This is a genomic window from Duganella sp. S19_KUP01_CR8 (assembly GCF_036688705.1).
Classification (GTDB): Bacteria; Pseudomonadota; Gammaproteobacteria; order Burkholderiales; family Burkholderiaceae_D; genus Rugamonas.
The window spans coordinates 57,520-77,884 of the sequence record NZ_JAQQPR010000008.1 but is presented as its reverse complement, the minus strand read 5'-3'; the positions used below and the strand labels follow the sequence as shown (position 1 = coordinate 77,884).

The window sequence follows — 20,365 nt, the reverse complement described above, 5'->3', positions numbered from 1 at the left end:
ATTATTTGGCGAAAAGCGAATGCTGGGAGATCCGTTTCGAGATCTCCGAAATCAGTTGGCGCGCCAGCGTCAGTTTGTCGGCGCGCGGCAGTATGGTGTGGCCGTTTTCATCGAACAGGATGATGGTGTTGTCGTCCTGGCCGAAGGTGTGGTGGCCGATATTCCCTACTAGCAGGGGGATGCCTTTTTTCTCGCGCTTGTCGGCGCCGAACTGCACCAGGTTTTCCGATTCGGCGGCGAAGCCCACGCAGTAGGGATGGCCGGCCAGCGTGGTGCGCGCGGCGACGGTGGCGAGAATATCAGGGTTCTGTTCGAACTTCAGGTCCGGCACCGAGCCGTCCGGGTTCTTCTTCAGTTTCTGCTCGCTGGAGTTGGACACGCGCCAGTCGGCCACCGCCGCCACCGCGATGAAGATGTGCTGGTGGTCGACATTGGCCATCACCGCGTCGTGCATTTGCAGCGCGCTCTGGACGTTGATGCGCTGGACGCCGAACGGCGCCGGCAGCGCCGTCGGGCCGGACACCAGGATCACTTCGGCGCCGGCTTCGCGCGCGGCGCGCGCCACGGCGTAACCCATCTTGCCCGAGGACAGATTGGTGATGCCGCGCACCGGGTCGATCGGTTCGAAGGTCGGGCCGGCGGTGATCAGGATGCGTTTGCCCGCCAAAACCTTGGGCTGGAACGAGGCCACCAGCTCTTCGAGCAGCTGCGCCGGTTCCAGCATGCGGCCCATGCCGACTTCACCGCAGGCCTGGTCGCCGGAGGCGGGGCCGAAGATGACGATGCCGTCGTCGCGCAGCTGCTGCGCGTTGCGCTGGGTGGCGGGGTTCTGCCACATCTCGACGTTCATGGCCGGCGCCACCAGCAGCGGCACCAGGCGCGGACGCGCCAGGCACATGGTCGACAGCAGGTCGTCGCAGACGCCGTGCGCCAGCTTGTACATGAAGTCCGCCGAGCAGGGAGCGACCAGGATGGCGTCGGCGTCGCGGGTGACGTCGATGTGGGCCATATTGTTCTCGACGCGCGGATCCCACTGGCTGCTGAACACCTTGTTGCCGGACAGCGCCTGCATGGTGACGGCGGTAATGAAGTGGGTGGCGGCGTCGGTCATCACGACCTGCACCGAGGCGCCGGCCTTGGTCAGCGCGCGGCACAGTTCCGCCGCCTTGTAGCAGGCCACGCCGCCGGACAGGCCGAGGACGATTTTCTTGCCGGTCAATTCCATCATGCTCTACTCCAGTTAGTGCGAGTTTACTTGTTCACCCGGCGCAGCTCATCGAGGATGAACAGCGCCGCGCCGATGCAGATGGCCGAATCGGCGATGTTAAACGCCGGGAAGTGGCCGAATCCGCTCCAGTGGAAATCGAGGAAGTCGACCACGTGGCCGTACAGGATGCGGTCGATGACGTTGCCGATGGCGCCGCCCAGGATCAGCGACAGCGCCCACGAGAACATGCGCTGGCTGCCGTGCTTTTTCAGCAGCACGATGATCCACGCTGCCGCGCCCAGCGCGATGGCGGTGAAGAAGTAACGCTGCCAGCCGCCGCTGTTTTGCAGGAAGCTGAACGCCGCGCCCTTGTTATAGGCCAGCACCAGGTTGAAGAAGGAGGTGATGATTTTCTCTTCACCGAGATAGAAGGTCTTGGTGATGGTGATCTTGGACAGCTGGTCGAACAGGACGACGATGGCGGCAATGCCCAGCCATGGCGTCAGGCTGGCCGAGGATTTGGTCGGGAAGATTTTTTTGGTGGCCATAAAATTTCAGGTTGGTTCGTGGCGATGGCGCCGCCGCTCCCGGTGGGAACGGCGGCCCTCATATTAAGCGAACTTGCGTTTTTCGCCCGCACCGAACAGATTGCTGTGGCAACGGCCGCACAGGGTAGGGTGGTCCGCATGCGAACCGACGTCGGCGCGATAATGCCAGCAACGCTCGCACTTTTCCGCCGTGGAGGCGCTCACTTCGACCGCTTCTTCCGCTTCGCTCGCCACCTGCACCGCCTTGGCGGCCGAGGTGATGAAGACGAATTTCAGGTCGTCGTCCAGGCTGGCCAGCAGCTGGAACTTGTCGCCGGCGGCCTTGATGGTCAGTTCCGCCTGCAGCGAGGAGCCGATCGCGCCCGAGGTGCGCACGTCTTCCAGCTGCTTGGTGACGTCGGTGCGGACCGCGCGCAGGGCCGTGTACTTGGCCAGCAGCGCCGCCGCGTCGGCGGCTTCCGGCAGCTTCCACCAGGTTTGCGTGAAGATGGTTTCGTCGCTGGCCTTGTAAGCCTCTTCGCCGGCGAAGATCGCCCACGCTTCTTCCGCCGTGAACGACAGCGCCGGCGCCATCACGCGCAGCAGGCTTTGCGTGATGTGCCACAGCGCGGTCTGCGCCGAGCGGCGCGCGTGCGAGGTGACGGCCGTGGTGTACAAACGGTCTTTCAGCACGTCCAGGTAGAAGCCGCCCAGGTCTTCCGAGCAGAAGTTCTGCAGCTTGGAGTAGATCGGCTGGAATTCATACTGCAGGTAGTGCTCGGCGATTTCCGCTTGCAGGGCCGCCATGTTGGCGACGGCGTAGCGGTCGATCTCCAGCATGTCGTCGATCGCCACCGCGTCCTTGGCGGCGTCGAAGTCCGACAGGTTGGCCAGCAGGAAGCGCAGCGTGTTGCGGATGCGGCGATAGGCTTCGGTGACGCGCTTGAGGATCTCGTCGGAGATCGACAGTTCGCCGGTGTAGTCGGTGGTGGCGACCCACAGGCGCAGCATGTCGGCGCCCAGCTTGTTCCAGACGTCCTGCGGGGCGACGGTGTTGCCGACCGACTTGGACATCTTCTTGCCTTCGCCGTCGACCACGAAGCCGTGGGTCAGCAGTGCCTTGTATGGCGGCGCGCCGTTCAGCATCGAGGAGGTCAGCAACGACGAGTGGAACCAGCCGCGGTGCTGGTCCGAGCCTTCCAGGTACAGGTCGGCCGGGAAGGCCGACTGCTCCTGGTGCGAGCCGCGCAGCACGGTCTGGTGGGTCGAGCCGGAATCGAACCAGACGTCCAGCGTGTCCTTGTTCTTTTCGTAGACGGCCGCTTCGTCGCCGATCAGGTCCTTCAGGTCCAGCGCCAGCCAGGCGTCGATGCCGCTCTTTTCGATCAGCTTGGCCACTTGTTCGAGCAGTTCCGGGGTGCGCGGATGCAGCGCGCCGGTTTCCTTGTGGACGATGAAGGCCATCGGCACGCCCCATTGGCGTTGGCGCGACAGGGTCCAGTCGGGACGGTTGGCGATCATGCCGTGCAGGCGCGCCTTGCCCCAGTCCGGGAAGAACTTGGTTTCGTCGATGCCTTTGAGCGCGGTTTCGCGCAGCGTGTGGCCGCCGTCCTTGGGCTTCACATCCATGCCGGCGAACCATTGCGAGGTGGCGCGGTAGATGATCGGCGTCTTGTGGCGCCAGCAGTGCATGTAGCTGTGGTCGAACATCTTCACTTCGAACAGCGCGCCCACTTCCTTCAGCGCGTTGCAGATCGGCTTGGAGGACTCCCAGATCGTCATGCCGCCGAACAGCGGCAGCGTCGACGCGTATTTGCCGTCGCCCATGACCGGGGTCAGGATGTTCTCGTCCTTCATGCCATGCGCGCGGCAGGAGATAAAGTCGTCCAGGCCGTAGGCTGGCGCCGAGTGGACCACGCCGGTACCGCTTTCGGTGGTCACGTATTCGGCCAGGTACATCGGCGACAGGCGGTCGAAGAAGGCATCGGACGCGTGCAGCGGGTGGCGGAAGCTGATGCCGCCCAGCGCCGCGCCATGGCAGGTGGCGATGGTGGTGCCTTCGAGCTTGTAGCGCGCCAGGCAGGCTTCGACCAGGTCCTGCGCCAGGATCAGCAGCAAAGGCTGGCCGTCACGCTCGGTCTGCACCAGCGAGTAGATCACTTCGGCGTTGACGTTCAGCGCCTGGTTGGACGGGATGGTCCACGGGGTGGTGGTCCAGATGACGATGAAGCCGTTCTCGGTCGGCAGCTTATCCAGGCTGAAGGCCGTGGCCAGCTTGTCGAATTCGGCGAACTTGAAGCCGACGTCGATGGCCGGATCGCGCTTGTCCTGGTATTCCACTTCCGCTTCCGCCAGCGCGGACTGGCAGTCGAAGCACCAGTTGACCGGCTTCAGGCCGCGGTAGACGTAGCCTTTTTCCAGCAACTGGCCGAGGGCGCGCAGTTCGTCGGCCTCGTTCGAGTAGTTCATGGTCAGGTAAGGGTTCTGCCATTCGCCCAGCACGCCCAGGCGGATGAAGTCCTTGCGCTGGCGGTCGACCTGCTCCAGCGCGTAGGCGCGGGCCTTGGTCAGCACTTCGGTGGTCGGCAGGTTCTTGCCGTATTGTTTTTCGATCTGGATCTCGATCGGCATGCCGTGGCAATCCCAGCCCGGCACGTAGGGCGCGTCGTAGCCGGCCATGCCGCGGGCCTTGACCACCATGTCTTTCAGGATTTTGTTGACGGCGTGGCCGATGTGGATGTCGCCGTTGGCGTACGGAGGGCCGTCGTGCAGGATGAATTTCGGACGGCCGGCGGCGGCTTTGCGCACGCGCTCGTAGATCTTCTTGTCCTGCCATTCCTTGACCCAGTTCGGCTCGCGCTTGGCCATATCGCCGCGCATCGGGAACGGGGTTTCGGTCATGTTGACCGGGTATTTACTTTCAGGCTTCTTTGCAGATTTGTTATCGGACATGGTTATCTTCAGTGATTTTTTATTCGGGGAATTCTGTGTAGCCGGCGCGCGTAGCTGGTCGCGCGGTTAAATTCGGTCGGTGGCGGTGGTGGCGCCGTCGCGCTCTTGTATGCGCTGGGCGAAGTATTCGCGGGCGATGACGGCGTCGCGGTCGATGGCGGCGGTCAGCGTCGGCAGGTCGACGTATTTTTCCTCGTCGCGTATCTTGTGCAGGAACTCGACGCGCACCTGCTTGCCGTAGCAGTTTTGGGCGAAGTCGAACACGTGCACTTCCAGCAGCACGCGGCCGCTGTCGTCGACGGTCGGGCGCACGCCCAGGCTGGCGACGGCCGGCAGCGGCTGTTCGGCCAGGCCGTGCACCTGCACGATGAAGATGCCGGACAGCGCGGGGCGGTGCGGCACGCGCAGGTTCAGCGTCGGGAAGCCCAGCGTGCGGCCCAGCTTCTGGCCGTGGATCACATGACCGGAGATGGCGTACGGGTGGCCCAGCAGCGCCTCGGCGTGCACGAAGTCGCCCTCGGCCAGCGCGGCGCGCACGGCGGAGGAGGAGACGCGGTTGCTGCCGTTCATCACGGTCGGCAGGGTCTCGACGTGGAAGCCGTAGTGCCGGCCCGCTTCCAGCAGCATCTGGACGTTGCCGGCGCGGCGGGCGCCGTAGCAGAAGTCGTCTCCGACCATCAGCCATTTGACGTGCAGGCCCTCGACCAGTACTTTTTCGGTGAATTCCTGCGGGCTCAACGCGGCGAACGGCGCCGAGAAGTGCTCGACGATGACGCGGTCGATGCCGTTGTCGGACAGCGATTGCAGCTTGTCGCGCAGGTTGGCGATGCGCGGCGGCGCCTTCGACAGGTCGCCTGCCTTTTGCGCGAAGAATTCGCGCGGATGCGGTTCGAAGGTCATCACGGCAGCTTCCAGCCCAAGGCCGGTGGCGGCGGCGCGCACGCGGCCCAGCAATGCCTGGTGGCCGAGGTGGACACCGTCAAAGTTGCCTATCGTGAGCGCGCAGGGCGCGCGCGCCGCTGCATTGGGTAGACCTCGAAATACCTTCATGGGAATCTGGGGGGAAACTGTCGCTAAATGGAGGATTATACGGTTTGTTTGCGGTAGCCGACAGTTAACCCGCAAAGCGGCCGGCGCTGGGGTCTGACCCCGTACGGGGTCAGACCCCGCCTCACCGGGTTTCGGCATAAAAAAAGCGCTGCCGGCGGGGCCGGGCAGCGCTTTTTCGCAGCAACTCCCGAATTACATCGGGTGGTTGATGTTCAGCGTCCAGTAGCGGGCCAGTTCGGCGGTGCCGTCCTTGCCTTTGACACCTTTCAGGGTCGCCAGTGCGGCAGGCTTCTTGCCGGCGTTGAACTGGGCGATACCCTGGTGCAGCTTGACGGCGTCAGGATTCTTCGCGGTGCCCAGCTTCACAGCCTGGTCCAGCAGCGCCAGGCCCTTGTCGGCCTTGCCTTGGGAAACCAGCGCAAAGCCCATATTGGCCAGCGTGTCCGCATCTTTGTTCTTGACGGCTTCCGCTTCCAGCGCGGCTTGCTTGGTGTCGAACTCGGTCTGGGTCTTGGTGGCCAGGTCTTTCAGGCGCTGGTGGCGGGCGGCGTCGGTGCCGGTGCCCAGCGCGCCTTTTTTGTAGCCCTGGTCGATGATCTTGGTCGCTTCGGCAGGGTTGCCCGCTTGCAGTGCCAGCTGGGACATTTCCATGTACTCGCCCGGCTTGCTCAGCAGGTTGTTGGCCAGACGCAGACGCAGCACGTCCAGCGACAGCGACGAGGCGAAGCCAGGCTTGCCCGACACGCGGTTCAGCAGGTCGGCCCAGTAGCTGGTCTTAGGATAGGAACCGGCCAGTTTTTCCAGGGTCTGGACATAGCCTTCCTTGTCGTTCTGCTTCAACTGGATATTGGCCAGCATTTGCAGCGACGCTTCCGAACCGGCTTTCGACGATTGCAGTTCCTTGGCCGCTTCCGAGTATTTGCCGCTGATGTAGTAGGTCTGGATCAGCAGTTCATGCATCTGGCCGTCGCTAGGATTGTCTTTCAGCGCGCGCTGGATCCAGGTGATGGCTTTTGGATAGTCCTTGGCGCGGTAGTAGATGCCGGCCAGGGCTTGGGTGAATTTCGGTTGTTCGGCAGGCGACAGCTTGCCGGAGTTGATCACGGCTTCGAAGGCCTTGGCGGCGGCGTCGTTATCGCCAGCGGCAGCTGCGGCCGAAGCGCGGGTGCGTTCGATCAGATAGGATTCGTGGGGCGATTTGCCACCGACAGCATCGGCTTCCTTCAGTTTAGCCAGTGCTTCTTTGTTCTTGCCTGCCGCAGCCAGTTTCTGTGCTTCTTGCAATGGTTTGCCGATTTCAGCGCGCACCGCGTCGGCTGCGTAGGCAACCGAGGAAAGACCTGCCAGAGGAGCTGCTGCTGTGAAACCAATAGCGGCCATTACCAGGCCGAGATGAGCGAGACGAAACTTGGTCATGGGTAAGTTTTCTTTCTTCAAAATGCGAAATAGGCAGGAACGGTCCTGCCTATCGTTGAACATAGAACTGATTATTGGAACTGCTCGTTGCCGACCAGGCCAATCTTGGTCACGCCCAGACGTTGGGCCGCAGCCATCACGCCTGCCACGACTTTGTACGATACCAGCTTGTTCGGACGCAGATGCACTTCCGGCTGGTCAGCTTGCGCTGCGACATCGGTCAGTTTCGCTTCCAGGGTGCCGCGGTCAGCAACGACAGCGTTATCCCACAGAATCGTACCGTCGAAGTCGACGTCAATCGTGATCACCACAGGTTCCCTGACAGGCGGAGGCGGGGTGCCGACCGGCATGTTCAGGTTGACCGAGTGGTTGGCCTTCGGAATCGTAATGATCATCATGATAATCAGCACCAGCATCACGTCGATGAGGGGCGTCATGTTCATTTCCATCATTGGTTCCGGATCCGCGCCACCGCTTGGGGAGCCGACATTCATACTCATGGTGTTTCCTTTTAAGAAGGGCAGGCCCGGATTCCAGGCCTGCGATGCACTATTCGGGGATTAACCCTTATCAGGCGGTTCGGTGATGAAGCCGACCTTCTGAATACCAGCGCGCTGGGTAGTGTAAATAACCTTGCCGATTGCTTCGTAGCGAGTTTCTTGGTCGCCACGAACATGCACTTCCGGCTGAGGCAACTTAACAGCTTCCACCTTCAGAAAATCGAACAACTCATTCGCGTCGCGCATTTTCTTCTGATTCCAGTAGATGTCGCCATCCTTGCTTACAACGATGTTGACATCTTCCGGCTTGGTCTGAATAACCTGGTTGGCTTCTTCTGGCAGCTTGATCTTGATCAGCTTCAGAACAACCGGGCTCGTGATCAGGAAGATAATCAGCAGAACCAACATGATGTCCACCAGGGGCGTCGTGTTGATTTCTGACATGACTTGATCTTCGTCTCCGCTATCGGAGCCTACGGACATCGACATGATTAATTATCCAATCTTTTTAGCGCCGGCGGCACGGCCAGCTTCGCTGGTGGACATGGCGCCCGAGATCAGTACCGAGTGCACGTCAGCGGAGAACGAACGGACGTCTTCCATTGCGGCTTTGTTACGACGCACCAGCCAGTTGTAACCCAGAACGGCAGGAACCGCGACGAACAGACCGAAAGCGGTCATGATCAGCGCTTCACCCACTGGACCTGCAACTTTGTCGATCGATGCGTTACCCGACATGCCGATGGCGATCAGTGCATTGTAAATACCCCAAACGGTACCGAACAGACCGATGAACGGTGCGGTCGAACCAACGGTTGCCAGGAACGACAGGCCGTCTTGCAGACGCGATTGAACTTTGTCAACAGCGCGCTGGATCGACATGGTCACCCAGGTCGACAGGTCGATTTGTTCCAGCAGGGCGCCGTCGTGGTGCACGGTAGCCTTGGTGCCGGTTTCAGCGATGAAGCGGAATGGCGAGCCGTCTTTCAGGGCTGCCGAACCAGCAGCGATCGACGATGCTTTCCAGAACTTGGCCGAGGTTTCTTTCGACTGCTTGAAGATCTTCATCTGGTCGATCAGTTTGGTGATGATGATGTACCACGAACCCATGGACATCAGCGACAGGATGATCAGGGTGCCGCGCGATACGAAACCACCGTTCCATACAGCTTCGAAGCCGTAAGGATTGTCCACTTCTTCTTTGCCGCCTTTGGCAGCTGGAGCTTCTGCTGCTGCTGGAGCGGCTGCCGCATCCGCTGCTGGAGCGGCTGCTGGTGCCGAAGCGGCGGCCGAGGCTGGCGCGTCAGCGAAAGCTGGGGCGCTTACCAGGGCGGTGGCTGCGGTCACGGAAAACAGCACAGCGGCCAGTACAGCGGACAAACGGGTATTCTTAAACATGCTTCCTCCAAATTGATAAAATAATCAGATCGCTGAACGTAATGACAACGAAAATTACTAAGTGAGACTAAACTGCCGCCTCGGTTTTACTCCAGCGTCCAGACGTATTGCATCTGCATCCACGCTTCCGTCGGTTTCCCGTCGGTCAGACCCGGTTTGAATCGGCATTTGCCAATCCCGTTAACCGCAGCCTTGTCCAAGTCCCTAAAACCACTGGATTTGACGATCTTGGAATCGGCAACGTGACCGTCGACCCCAATCAAGAACGATAACGTGACCGTACCGGTTTCTTCGTTACGCAGGGAGGATTTTGGCCACTCCGGTTTTGCGCAAGTGCTGAAGTCGGCTACAGCAGCTACGTTGACCGATTTGGCTGGTCCTGGTGTCGCTGCCGGTGGTGCCGGTGGCGCTTTTTGCAGTTCGTTCGACGCAGGCTTGACGTTGGTCGCATTCGCGATCGTGTTTTGCGGCGGCGGCGGCTGCTGCACGTTCACCTCAACTGGCGGGATGAATGGCGGTGGTGGCGCTTTCATCTCTGGCGGTGGTGGCGGCGGTGGGAGCTCTTTCGGTGGAGGAGGTTTTACTTCCTCAATGATCTTGGTCTCCACTGGTGCGATCATCTTGCTCACCAGACGTTTACCCAAGCCCGTCACGATCCCATAAGCAACCAGGAGGTGCAACAAAACGACAATGGTAATGCCTGTAAAGTTCTTCCCGGTGCTTTTCTCGTTGTGCGTGAAATTCATGCCTGCTTTCTCCAATACCAACTCTTTTTGTTGCTACTAAACCCCAAAATGGCGACACAAAACAACAGCCGCATCCGGGACGTCGGCGAATTATACATACGAATTCTTGATTTTACATAGAATTTTCATCCCTAAAACCGGTTAAATTTCATAGGGTTTTCCTATGTGATAGCGCTCTCTTTGCACCGTTCTAGCTCAATTTGCAAGCTTCTCCGGCGCAATTTTGGGGCGGAACGCACCACGACATTACTTAGTTTTCCCTTAAGCCCAAAAACGGAATTTTATGCACGTAATTTTACTACGAACAATTGATAATTTGGCCGCAAAAGTTTCTTTTACGAAATTCTTGCGGGAAACACCTGGCTGGCCGGTGACGAAAGCTGTTGACTTCTGCCCTGCGGCATGCCTTTTCTAAAAAAACCGGGGCCAGAGCGGCTTCTCTGACCCCGATTCATCCCTTGCAAGAGCTATGCCCGAGTTCGGCAAAAGCCCTATATATATGTCAGTCAGCTTCCGCGCGCCCGTTTCTCCCGTTTCACCTCCAGCGAACTGACGATTTCGCCATTCGGGCCCACGGTTTCCAGATGCACGTCGAAGCCCCACAGCCGCGCCACATGCTTGAGCACCTCGCCGGCCTGCTGGTTCAGCGGCCGCCGCTGGAACTGCGTATGCCGCAGGGTCAGCGCGCGGTCGTCGCGGGTGTTGACCGACCACACCTGGATGTTCGGCTCGCGGTTGCCCAGGTTGTACTGCTCGGCCAACTGCTGGCGGACGTAGCGGTAGCCCAGGTCGTCGTGTATGGCGGAGATTGCCAGCTTTTCGTTATTGTCGTCGTCCAGTACAGCAAAGAAATGAAATTCGCGGATCAGCTTGGGCGAAAGATACTGGGCGATGAAGCTTTCGTCCTTGAAATTGCGCATCGCGAAGTCCAAGGTCTTGCGCCAGTCGCTGCCGGCGATGTCCGGGAACCATTCGCGGTCCTCGTCGGTCGGGTGCTCGCAGATGCGGCGGATGTCGGTCATCATCGCGAAGCCCAGCGCGTACGGATTGATGCCGCTGTAGTAGGGGCTGTTGACCGGCGGCTGGTACACCACGTTGGTATGGCTCTTCAAGAACTCCATCATGAAGCCGTCGCCCACCACGCCCTCGTCGTACAACTGGTTGAGGATGGTGTAGTGCCAGAAGGTGGCCCAGCCCTCGTTCATCACCTGGGTCTGGCGTTGCGGGTAGAAGTACTGCGAAATCTTGCGCACGATGCGCACCATCTCGCGCTGCCACGGCTCCAGCAGCGGCGCGTACTTCTCGATGAAGTACAGCAGGTTCTCTTCCGGCTCGGGCGGGAAGCGCGGCGCGGCTTTTTCCTCTTCCTCTTCCTCGCGCCGGGGCAGGGTGCGCCACAGGTCGTTGATCTGCGACTGCACATAGGCCTCGCGCTCCTTCTGCCGCGCGCGCTCTTCCATCATCGACAGCTTGGCCGGCCGCTTGTAGCGGTCGACGCCGTAGTTCTGGATCGCGTGGCAGGAATCGAGCAGCAGCTCGACCGCGTCGATGCCGTGGCGCTGCTCGCATTCGGCGATGTAGTTCTTGGCGAACACCATGTAGTCGACGATGGCGTCGGCGTCGGTCCAGGTGCGGAACAGGTAGTTCCCTTTGAAGAAGGAGTTGTGGCCGTAGGCCGCGTGCGCGATCACCAGCGCCTGCATGGTCAGGCTGTTCTCCTCCATCAGGTAGGCGATGCAGGGATTGGAGTTGATGACGATCTCGTAGGCCAATCCCATCTGGCCGCGCTTGTAGCCTTTTTCAGTCGACAGGAAATGCTTGCCGAACGACCAGTGGTTGTACGACACCGGCATGCCGACCGAGGTGTAGGCGTCCATCATCTGTTCGGCGGTGATGATCTCCAGTTGATTCGGATACGTATCGAGGCCGAAGGCTTCGGCGACGCGGCGGATTTCCTGGTGGGCCTGCTCGATCAGTTCAAACGTCCACTCGGACTGTTCGGGCAGGGCGCGCGGATGGCGCGGCTTTTTGGGCGTGGGGGCATGCGTCATATCGTTCATGATGGCGGCCGCCTATTTGGGTTGTTTCTTGAACAGTTCGCGGAACACCGGATAGATATCGGCCGGCGTGACTATTTTCTGCATGGCGAAATGCGGGTGGTGGTCGGGGATCTGCGAGTATTGCTCCCACAGGTTTTGCGGCGGCCCGTCGGTGATCTCGACGTAGGTGTAGTACTGCACCTTGGGCATGATGGTGTTGACCAGCAACTGCCGGCACAGCACCGAATCGTTGTCCCAGTTGTCGCCGTCGGAAGCCTGGGCGACGTAGCTGTTCCAGCTGCCGGCGCCGTAGCGCTCGTCGATGATCTTGTCCAGCATATGCAGCGCCGACGACACCACGGTGCCGCCCGATTCGCGCGAGTGGAAGAATTCCTCCTCGGTGACCTCGGCCGCGGCCGTGTGGTGGCGGATGAACACCACCTCGATCTTGTCGTACACCCGCTTGAGGAACAGGTACAACAGGATGAAGAAGCGCTTGGCGGTGTCCTTGCGGGTTTCGTCCATCGAGCCGGAGACGTCCATGATGCAGAACATTACCGCCTGCGTCATCGGCTTGGGCACCTTGACGCGGTTGCTGTAGCGCAGGTCGAACGGGTCGATGAAGGGGATGGCCAGCAGCCGCGTGTGCAGATGGTGGATCAGCTTTTTGAGCTCCACCACGCGCGGCGCGTCCAGCGGTGCGCCCTCCAGCAGCAGTTCCTCCAGCTCGCGCTCGGCTTCGATGACGCGCTTGCGCGAGTTGCCGCCGACCGCGATGCGCCGTCCCAATGCGCCGCGCAGCGAACGCAGCACATGGATGTTGGACGGCGTGCCCGACATATTGTAGCCGGCGCGCTGGTTCTTGAATTCGGTGGTGGCGGTGAGCTGGGTCTTGACCAGGTTGGGCAGCTCCAGGTCTTCGAAGAAGTAGTTCATGAATTCTTCGCGCGACAGCTCGAAGATGAAGTCGTCCTCGGTCATCTGGTCGCTATTGCCGGCCTTGCCGCGGCCGGCCCCGCCGCCGCCCTTGGGACGATTGATCAGGTCGCCCTTGAGGTATTCCTGGTTGCCCGGGTTGATGGTTTCCCACACGCCGCCATGGGCGTGGCCGAACGAGGGCTCGCCCACGTCCTTGACCGGGATGGAAACTTTTTCGCCGTTCTCAATGTCGGTGATGGAACGGCCCTTGATGGCCCGTCCCACCGCGTCCTTGATCTGGGACTTGTAGCGCCGCAAGAAGCGCTCGCGGTTGACCGCAGACTTGTTCTTGCCCTGCAAACGTCGGTCGATGAGGTAAGTCAAAAGATGCCTCCTGCTGCTATTATTTGAAGCAAGGTCGTTCCGCAGCGGCGGACCGCCGCGAAAGCGGGAACCCATGCACAGCGTCCTGGCCAGCTCAGCATGGATTCCCGCCTGCGCGGGAATGACGCCGCTTTACGACGACTTCCTCACACGCAAATACCATTCGCACAGCAAGCGGACCTGCTTGGCCGTATAGCCTTTCTCCACCATGCGGGCGACGAAGTCGGCGTGCTTGTTGGCGTCTTCGGCGCTGGCCTTGGCGTTGAAGGAAATGACCGGCAGCAGTTCCTCGGTGTTGGAGAACATCTTCTTCTCGATCACGGTGCGGAACTTCTCGTAGCTGGTCCAGGCCGGATTCTTGCCGCCGTTGTTGGCGCGGGCACGCAGACCGAAGTTGACGATCTCGTTGCGGAAATCCTTGGGATTGGAAATCCCGGCCGGCTTCTCGATCTTCTCCAGCTCGTTGTTCAGCGACTCGCGGTCGAAGCTTTCGCCGGTGTCCGGATCGCGGTATTCCTGGTCCTGGATCCAGAAGTCGGCAAAGGTCACGTAGCGGTCGAAGATGTTCTGGCCGTATTCCGAATACGATTCCAGGTAGGCGGTCTGGATTTCCTTGCCGATGAACTCCACGTATTTCTGCGCCAGGTGTTCCTTGATATACGAGAAGTACTTCTGTTCGGTTTCAGGCGGGAACTGCTCGCGCTCGACCTGCTGCTCCAGCACATACAACAGGTGCACCGGATTGGCCGCCACTTCGGTGTTGTCGAAGTTGAAGACCTTGGACAGGATCTTGAAGGCGAAGCGCGTCGACAAGCCGTTCATGCCCTCGTCGACGCCCGCATAGTCGACGTACTCGTGCATGGACTTGGCTTTCGGATCGGTGTCCTTGAGGTTCTCGCCATCGTAGACCAGCATCTTGCTGAAGATGCTGGAGTTCTCCGGATCCTTCAGCCGCGACAGGATCGCGAACTGCGCCATCATCTTCAGCGTTCCGGGCGCGCATGGGGCCTGGTACAGCGAGGAGTTGGCCACCAGCTTGTCGTAGATCTTGATCTCGTCGGTCACGCGCAGGCAGTACGGTACCTTGACGATGTAGATACGATCGAGGAAAGCCTCGTTGTTGCGGTTGTTCTTGAAGGTCTTCCACTCCGATTCGTTCGAGTGCGCCAGGATGATGCCGTCGAACGGGATCGCGCCGAAGCCCTCGGTGCCTTTATAGTTGCCTTCCTGGGTGGCGGTCAGCAGCGGGTGCAGCACCTTGATCGGCGCCTTGAACATCTCGACGAATTCCATCAAGCCCTGGTTGGCCAGGCACAGGCCGCCAGAGTAGCTGTACGCATCGGGATCGTCCTGCGAATAATCTTCCAGCTTGCGGATATCGACCTTGCCGACCAGCGAGGAAATATCCTGGTTGTTCTCGTCGCCCGGCTCGGTCTTGGAAATGGCGACCTGCTTCAGCACCGATGGGTAGCGCTTGACCACGCGGAACTGGTTGATGTCGCCGTTGAACTCGTGCAGGCGCTTGACCGCCCATGGGCTGGGGATGTTGCGCAGATAGCGGCGCGGAATGCCGTAATCCTCTTCCAGGATCACGCCGTCCTCTTCCTCGTTGAACAGGCCGAGCGGCGATTCGTTGACCGGCGAGCCTTTCAGGCAATAGAAGGGCACGTGCTCCATCAGCGACTTCAGCTTCTCGGCGATCGACGACTTGCCGCCGCCCACAGGGCCCAGCAGATACAGGATCTGCTTGCGTTCCTCCAGCCCCTGCGCGGCGTGGCGGAAGTACGAGACCACTTGCTCGATCACTTCCTCGGTGCCGTAAAACTCGCGGAATGCCGGATAAATCTTGATGACCTTGTTCGCGAAGATGCGTGACAGCCGGGTGTCGTTGCGGGTATCGACCAACGTCGGTTCGCCGATGGCGGCCAACATGCGCTCGGGAGCGCTGGCGTAGGTGAGTCGATCTTTTTTGCAAAGTTCGAGATATTCCTTCATGGACATCTCTTCTTCTTTGGTCCGTTCGTACCGTGCGGCGTAGTTGTCAAAAATGGTCATTTGGATGTCCTTTAATGTAAACCTGCTTGTCACGGGTCACCGGCAGTTCGCCTGCCCTGGCCCTGGTCCGTGCATACCCCTTTTCGATATTATTTTTCTTATCTCCAGCTTCTTTTGGTGGCACGGATTGCCCGTGCCGGTGAGCTGGCTTTATGGCCGGTTGGCGGCTTTTATGTGTTGGTCGTAACGCTTCTTACGTCTATGAAATTGATTATTGCGCTATTGGTGCCGGAAGTCAAAAGATATGTCGTAATATCGTTAATACTCTTTCGTAACTTGTTGATTTATAAGATTATTTTTGAGAAATTTTGTGTATTTTTCGTGGGTTTTCGGGTGTTTTTTCGCGCTGCTTTATGCCACAGTATCACGCCTGTCAGCGCTGTGCTGATCGTGTCTCAAACAGATAAATTTTGCCGCAACTTGGCCGCCGCTGTCGCACTCTCGCAGCATGCGCTAAGATGCGATGATCCAGCTCACTGTCACAGGAAAAAATAATAATGTTGAACGAACAATTGCGCACGGTCGTGCAGCAGATGCCCAAAGCCGAACTGCACATCCACATCGAAGGCTCGCTGGAGCCTGAGCTGATCTTCGCGCTGGCCCAGCGCAACCAGGTCAAGCTGGCTTACGGTTCGGTGGAAGAGCTGCGCGCCGCCTACGCCTTCACCGATCTGCAATCCTTCCTCGACATCTACTACGCCGGCGCCAGCGTGCTGTTGCAGGAGCAGGACTTCTACGACATGACCGCCGCCTATCTGAAGCGCGCCGAGCAAGACAATGTGCGCCACACCGAGATCTTCTTCGATCCGCAGACGCACACCGCGCGCGGCGTGCCGATCAAGACCGTGATCGACGGCATCCACCGCGCCTGCCAGGACAGCCCGGTCAGCGCCACGCTGATTCTGAGCTTCCTGCGCCACCTGTCGGAGGAAGACGCCTTCGCCACGCTGGAAGAGGCGCTGCCTTACCGCGACAAGTACATGGGCATCGGGCTCGATTCGTCGGAGGTCGGCAATCCGCCGGAGAAGTTCGCGCGCGTGTTCGCCAAGTGCCGCGAGCTGGGCTTCCACCTGGTCGCGCACGCGGGCGAGGAAGGCCCGCCGGCGTATATCGAAACCGCGCTCGATGTGCTGAAGGTCGAGCGCATCGACCACGGCGTGCGCTGCCTGGAAGACGCGGCGCTGACGCAGCGCCTGGCGCGCGAGCAGATCGCGTTGACGGTGTGCCCGCTGTCCAACGTCAAGCTGTGCGTGTTCGAGCGCATGGAGCAGCACAACCTGCTGGAGCTGCTGGACGCCGGCATCGTCGCCACCGTGAACTCGGACGATCCGGCCTACTTCGGCGGCTACATGAACGCCAACTTCGTCGCCACCTTCGAGGCCTTGCCACTGGGCCTGTCCCACGCGCAGCGCCTGGCGCGCAACAGCTTCTCGGCGGCCTTCCTGCCGGCGCAGCAAAAGCAGAAGTTCCTCGATGAAGTCGACGCGTATTTCGCCGCGCTGTAACGTCATTCCCGCGCACGCGGGAATCCATAGACAGTGTCCGCAGCCGGCTCAGCATGGATTCCCGCGTGCGCGGGAATGACGTGCGGCGGCCGTCGCCACAAGGATAGACTCCGATGCTCAAACTTGCTCTGAAAATGACGGCGCGCGACTGGCGCGCCGGCCAGTTGCGCTTTCTGCTGATCGCGCTGACGGTGGCGGTGGCCGCCTTGTCCGCCACCGGCTTCTTCATCGACCGCCTGCGCAGCGGGCTCGATCGGGATGCCCACCAGCTGCTGGGCGCCGACGTCGTCATCAGCGCCGACCTGCCGGTCAATCCGGCCTGGCGCGCGGAGGCGGCCAAACGCGGCCTGCTGATGACCGATACCATCAGCTTCCCAAGCATGGCGCAGGCGGGCGAGGGTGAGCAATCGACGTCGTTGCTGGCGTCGTTGAAGGCGGTCGGTCCCGGCTACCCGCTGCGCGGCCAGCTGAAGATCACCACCAATCCTGAGCAGGCCGAGCAAAGCTACGGCACGGCCGCCAACAGCGTGCCCGCACCCGGCACCGTGTGGCTGGACGCCGGCCTGCTGGGCAGTTTGAAAACATCCATCGGCGGCCAGATTAAGTTGGGCGACAAGCGCTTCACGGTGGCGCAGCTGATCGCCTCCGAGCCCGATCGTGGCGCCAACTTCCTGGCCTTCGCGCCGCGCGTGATGTTCGCGCTCGGCGACTTGGACGCCACCAATCTGATCCAGCCCGGCTCGCGCGTGTCCTACCGTTTGCTGGTGGCGGCGCCGTCGTCGCTGGCGAACGGCGCGGCCGTCGCCACGGCCTACGAACAATGGCTGCAAGCGCAGATCAAGCAAAACAATATCAAGGGCGTGCGCGTCGAGTCGCTGGAAAACGGCCGTCCCGAAATGCGCGCCACGCTGGACCGCGCCGACCGCTTCCTGTCGCTGGTCGGCCTGCTGTCGGCGATGCTGGCGGCGGTGGCCGTGGCGATGGCGGCGCGCCGCTTCATGCAGCGCCACCTGGACGCCTGCGCCATGCTGCGCTGCCTGGGCCTGACGCAGAACGAAGTCACGCTGATGTACCTGATCGAATTCCTGATGGTCGGCCTGGCCGGCAGCCTGATGGGCGTGGCGGTCGGCTTCGGCGGCCATTACGTGCTGCTGGAAGTGCTGGGCAAGCTGGTCTCGGCCAGCCTGCCGGCGCCGACCATCTACCCGGCGCTGCAAGGCGTGGCCACCGGCATGCTGCTGCTGGCCGCCTTCGCGCTGCCGCCGATCCTGCAACTGCGCAAAGTGCCGCACAACCGCGTGATCCGCCGTGAACAGGATCCGCCGCAGGTGACCGCGCTGGCCACCTACGGCCTGGGGCTGGCCGGCTTTGTCGCGCTGCTGCTGTGGCAAGCGGGCGACGTGCAGCTGGCGCTGTACACGGCGCTCGGCTTCCTCGGCGCGTTCGCGCTGTTTGGCCTGGTGGGCTGGGGCGCGCTGGCCGCGCTCAAGCCGATGCGGCGCGCGATCAACCATCAAAGCTGGCGCTTCGCCATCACGTCGCTGCAGCGCCGGCCCGGCGCGACGGTGGTGCAGATCGTCTCGCTGGCGCTGGGCATGATGGCGCTGCTGGTGCTGACCGTGGTGCGCGGCGACCTGATGACGGCCTGGCGCAACGCCACACCGCCGGACGCGCCGAACCGCTTCATCATCAACATCCAGCCGGAGCAGGCGGCCGATATCGGCAAGCGCCTGCAAGCGGCGGGCGTGAGCTACGCGCCGCAGTATCCGATGATACGCGGCCGCCTGACCGCCGTGAACGGCAAGCCCGTCACCGCCGAGACCTATACCGACGACCGCGCCAAAGGCCTGGCCGACCGCGAATTCAACCTGTCGACGATGGCGCGGATGCAGGCCGAGAACAAGATCAGCGCCGGCCAGTGGTTCGCCGACCAGCCGGGCGCGCCCGAAGCCTCGGTGGAAGAGGGCATCGCCAAGACGCTCAAGTGGAAGCTGGGCGACAAGCTGCGCTTCGACATCGCCGGCACGCCGGTGGACGCCACCATCACCAGCCTGCGCAAGCTGGAATGGGGCTCGATGCGGGTCAACTTCTTCGTCATCATCAACCCGGCGGCGATGACGGAAGTGTCGCAAAGCTGGATCACCGCCTTCCACCTGCCGCAAGGGCAGGGCGCGGTGATGAACGCCCTGACGCGCGACTATCCCAACCTGACCATCGTCGATGTCGGCGGCCTGCTGCGCCAGGTGCAGTCGGTGCTGGACCAGGTGGTGACGGCGGTGGAATTCCTGTTCGTGTTCACGCTGGCCTCGGGCGTGCTGGTGCTGTATGCGGCGCTGATGGGATCGCAGGACGAGCGCACCCGCGAATCGGGCCTGCTGCGCGCGCTCGGTGCGACGCGCAAGCAGCTGTCGCAGGCACAGCTGATCGAGTTCTCGTTGGTGGGCGCCTTGTCCGGCGTGCTGGCGGCGACCGGTGCGGCCGGCATGGGCTGGGCGCTGGCCACCTACCAGTTCAAGTTCGCCTGGAGTTTCAGCCCTGTCGTGTGGCTGGTCGGTTTGGTGGCGGGGGCGCTGTGCGCCATCGCCGGCGGCTGGCTGGGCCTGCGCAACGTGTTGCGCCAGCCACCCTTGCAAACCCTGCGCGAGGCCTGATCTTTAGGCCGCGATGCTTTCCTGCGCCGCCCGCTCCTTGAGGAAATCGGCGTAGGAATAGGGCTGTTGGTCGAAGTAGTGCGGCGGCAGGTCGAACAGCGCCCAGTAGTAGGTCTCGCGGCCCTGGCACACGCGCGGCGCCGCGCAGTAGCGGTGCCAGTTGTCGCCGACCCGGCGCGAGTACATGCCGTCGCCGTCCGGATCGGAGAAGAACGGCAGCACGCGCCGCTCCAGCAGCGCATCCATCAATGACGGCGGCGCATCGCTGTCGCGCGCGATTTCGTACTGCGCATACATTCCCTGTTCGGTTTCTATCATCATCAGGCTGGCCTTGCCGTGCTTGTCGAGGAACAGGATGCCGGTCGGATTCGGGAAGATGTAGTGCTCGACGAAGCCCATGCTGGCGCTCAGTTCCTGCACCAGCCGCGCCAGCGCCGGATCGCCCAGGAAGTTGTAGTTATGCAGCAGCACCAGCTCGCGCAGCGTTTCCGACTGGGTCTCGAAGTAATCCTGCTGCAGCGCCGCGATTTCCAGCTCCAGGATGTCGAGCGCGTGGTCGTCGCTCTTCTTGATGTAGCGGTCGATCAGGCCGCGGTTGAAGGCGCTGACGGCGATCTTCTCGTCGGCCGCGCCGGTGAACAGGATCTTCTTGCAGGGCAGGTGCGCCACCGCTTCACAGAATTCCAGCCCGTTCATTTGCGGCATCGAGTAATCGACCACCAGCACCGACGGCGTGGCGAAGCGATGGCGCTGTTCGCCGATGCGGTAGATGCGCTCCAGATCCAGCGCCACGTTGCACTGGTCGGCCGGCAGGTTGTGCATGTCGAAGTTGACGTGCAGCGGCACGCAGCCCGAATGCGGCTCCTTGCGCAGCCATTGCAGCGCGGTGGTGGTGTCGTGGAAGGTCTGGCTGGCCAGCCTGGGGTCGAGCTGGAACGACAGGCTGCGCAGGAAGGAGTCGCTGTCGTCGACCAGCACGGTCAGTGTGGGATGGGAATAGACTGGCAAATGCATGGG

At 61.4% G+C, this 20,365-nt stretch carries 16 protein-coding genes; 3 read left to right on the top strand and 13 right to left on the bottom strand.

Annotated elements, in window-relative coordinates:
* Window position 1 precedes the first annotated feature (1 nt).
* The 12 genes from coaBC to V6M89_RS10150 form a co-directional block, all read right to left on the bottom strand.
* On the bottom strand, window positions 2–1,225 hold the full coding sequence (gene coaBC / locus V6M89_RS10205) for a bifunctional phosphopantothenoylcysteine decarboxylase/phosphopantothenate--cysteine ligase CoaBC (RefSeq protein ID WP_332853203.1): 1,224 nt from the start codon (window positions 1,223–1,225) through the stop codon (window positions 2–4).
* A gap of 26 nt (window positions 1,226–1,251) precedes the next feature.
* Window positions 1,252–1,755, bottom strand: coding sequence for a signal peptidase II (gene lspA / locus V6M89_RS10200; protein ID WP_332853084.1), 504 nt, complete (start codon window positions 1,753–1,755; stop codon window positions 1,252–1,254).
* A 63-nt stretch (window positions 1,756–1,818) separates the two neighbouring features.
* Window positions 1,819–4,686 carry an isoleucine--tRNA ligase gene (ileS, locus tag V6M89_RS10195; RefSeq protein ID WP_332853083.1) on the bottom strand — a complete coding sequence of 956 codons (2,868 nt, stop codon included), beginning with the start codon at window positions 4,684–4,686 and terminating at the stop codon, window positions 1,819–1,821.
* A gap of 66 nt (window positions 4,687–4,752) precedes the next feature.
* Window positions 4,753–5,736 (bottom strand): bifunctional riboflavin kinase/FAD synthetase, encoded by a 984-nt coding sequence (locus V6M89_RS10190; RefSeq protein ID WP_332853082.1) that lies wholly within the window; start codon window positions 5,734–5,736, stop codon window positions 4,753–4,755.
* A gap of 192 nt (window positions 5,737–5,928) precedes the next feature.
* Window positions 5,929–7,152, bottom strand: a complete 1,224-nt coding sequence (locus V6M89_RS10185; RefSeq protein WP_332853081.1) for a tetratricopeptide repeat protein — start codon at window positions 7,150–7,152, stop codon at window positions 5,929–5,931.
* A 71-nt stretch (window positions 7,153–7,223) separates the two neighbouring features.
* Window positions 7,224–7,652, bottom strand: a complete 429-nt coding sequence (locus tag V6M89_RS10180; RefSeq protein ID WP_332853080.1) for an ExbD/TolR family protein — start codon at window positions 7,650–7,652, stop codon at window positions 7,224–7,226.
* 60 nt (window positions 7,653–7,712) lie between these two features.
* Window positions 7,713–8,141: an ExbD/TolR family protein gene (locus V6M89_RS10175; protein ID WP_161082812.1), complete on the bottom strand. Its 429-nt coding sequence runs from the start codon at window positions 8,139–8,141 to the stop codon at window positions 7,713–7,715.
* Between the two features lie 6 nt (window positions 8,142–8,147).
* Window positions 8,148–9,050, bottom strand: a complete 903-nt coding sequence (locus tag V6M89_RS10170) for a MotA/TolQ/ExbB proton channel family protein (protein ID WP_199538473.1) — start codon at window positions 9,048–9,050, stop codon at window positions 8,148–8,150.
* Between the two features lie 86 nt (window positions 9,051–9,136).
* Window positions 9,137–9,796, bottom strand: coding sequence for an energy transducer TonB (locus tag V6M89_RS10165; RefSeq protein WP_332853079.1), 660 nt, complete (start codon window positions 9,794–9,796; stop codon window positions 9,137–9,139).
* A 506-nt stretch (window positions 9,797–10,302) separates the two neighbouring features.
* The gene (locus V6M89_RS10160) at window positions 10,303–11,856 is read right to left on the bottom strand and encodes a SpoVR family protein (protein WP_332853078.1); all 1,554 of its coding nucleotides are present in this window, start codon (window positions 11,854–11,856) and stop codon (window positions 10,303–10,305) included.
* Window positions 11,857–11,868: 12 nt separating this feature from the next.
* Window positions 11,869–13,137, bottom strand: coding sequence for a YeaH/YhbH family protein (locus V6M89_RS10155; protein ID WP_332853077.1), 1,269 nt, complete (start codon window positions 13,135–13,137; stop codon window positions 11,869–11,871).
* A gap of 132 nt (window positions 13,138–13,269) precedes the next feature.
* A complete protein-coding gene (locus V6M89_RS10150) occupies window positions 13,270–15,192 on the bottom strand; it encodes a PrkA family serine protein kinase (RefSeq protein WP_116990439.1) in 1,923 nt (640 codons plus the stop codon).
* A gap of 69 nt (window positions 15,193–15,261) precedes the next feature.
* On the opposite strand from V6M89_RS10150, the gene V6M89_RS10145 reads away from it, so the two are divergent.
* From V6M89_RS10145 to V6M89_RS10135, 3 genes are all read left to right on the top strand, one after another.
* Entirely contained in the window at window positions 15,262–15,687 is a 426-nt protein-coding gene (locus V6M89_RS10145) for a hypothetical protein (RefSeq protein ID WP_332853076.1), read from the top strand.
* 2 nt (window positions 15,688–15,689) lie between these two features.
* Window positions 15,690–16,697 (top strand): adenosine deaminase, encoded by a 1,008-nt coding sequence (locus V6M89_RS10140; protein WP_332853075.1) that lies wholly within the window; start codon window positions 15,690–15,692, stop codon window positions 16,695–16,697.
* 113 nt (window positions 16,698–16,810) lie between these two features.
* Complete coding sequence (locus V6M89_RS10135; RefSeq protein WP_332853074.1) at window positions 16,811–19,348, top strand: ABC transporter permease; 2,538 nt, start codon at window positions 16,811–16,813, stop codon at window positions 19,346–19,348.
* Window positions 19,349–19,351: 3 nt separating this feature from the next.
* Here V6M89_RS10135 and V6M89_RS10130 read toward each other — a convergent pair whose 3' ends face one another.
* A complete protein-coding gene (locus tag V6M89_RS10130; RefSeq protein ID WP_332853073.1) occupies window positions 19,352–20,362 on the bottom strand; it encodes a hypothetical protein in 1,011 nt (336 codons plus the stop codon).
* Window positions 20,363–20,365 lie beyond the last annotated feature (3 nt).

Coding starts and splice junctions, on each gene's coding strand:
- coaBC (WP_332853203.1), bottom strand. CDS start 1,225: ATGGAATTGACCGGCAAGAAAATCGTCCTCGGCCTGTCCGGCGGCGTG.
- lspA (WP_332853084.1), bottom strand. CDS start 1,755: ATGGCCACCAAAAAAATCTTCCCGACCAAATCCTCGGCCAGCCTGACG.
- ileS (WP_332853083.1), bottom strand. CDS start 4,686: ATGTCCGATAACAAATCTGCAAAGAAGCCTGAAAGTAAATACCCGGTC.
- V6M89_RS10190 (WP_332853082.1), bottom strand. CDS start 5,736: ATGAAGGTATTTCGAGGTCTACCCAATGCAGCGGCGCGCGCGCCCTGC.
- V6M89_RS10185 (WP_332853081.1), bottom strand. CDS start 7,152: ATGACCAAGTTTCGTCTCGCTCATCTCGGCCTGGTAATGGCCGCTATT.
- V6M89_RS10180 (WP_332853080.1), bottom strand. CDS start 7,652: ATGAGTATGAATGTCGGCTCCCCAAGCGGTGGCGCGGATCCGGAACCA.
- V6M89_RS10175 (WP_161082812.1), bottom strand. CDS start 8,141: ATGTCGATGTCCGTAGGCTCCGATAGCGGAGACGAAGATCAAGTCATG.
- V6M89_RS10170 (WP_199538473.1), bottom strand. CDS start 9,050: ATGTTTAAGAATACCCGTTTGTCCGCTGTACTGGCCGCTGTGCTGTTT.
- V6M89_RS10165 (WP_332853079.1), bottom strand. CDS start 9,796: ATGAATTTCACGCACAACGAGAAAAGCACCGGGAAGAACTTTACAGGC.
- V6M89_RS10160 (WP_332853078.1), bottom strand. CDS start 11,856: ATGAACGATATGACGCATGCCCCCACGCCCAAAAAGCCGCGCCATCCG.
- V6M89_RS10150 (WP_116990439.1), bottom strand. CDS start 15,192: ATGACCATTTTTGACAACTACGCCGCACGGTACGAACGGACCAAAGAA.
- V6M89_RS10140 (WP_332853075.1), top strand. CDS start 15,690: ATGTTGAACGAACAATTGCGCACGGTCGTGCAGCAGATGCCCAAAGCC.
- V6M89_RS10135 (WP_332853074.1), top strand. CDS start 16,811: ATGCTCAAACTTGCTCTGAAAATGACGGCGCGCGACTGGCGCGCCGGC.
- V6M89_RS10130 (WP_332853073.1), bottom strand. CDS start 20,362: ATGCATTTGCCAGTCTATTCCCATCCCACACTGACCGTGCTGGTCGAC.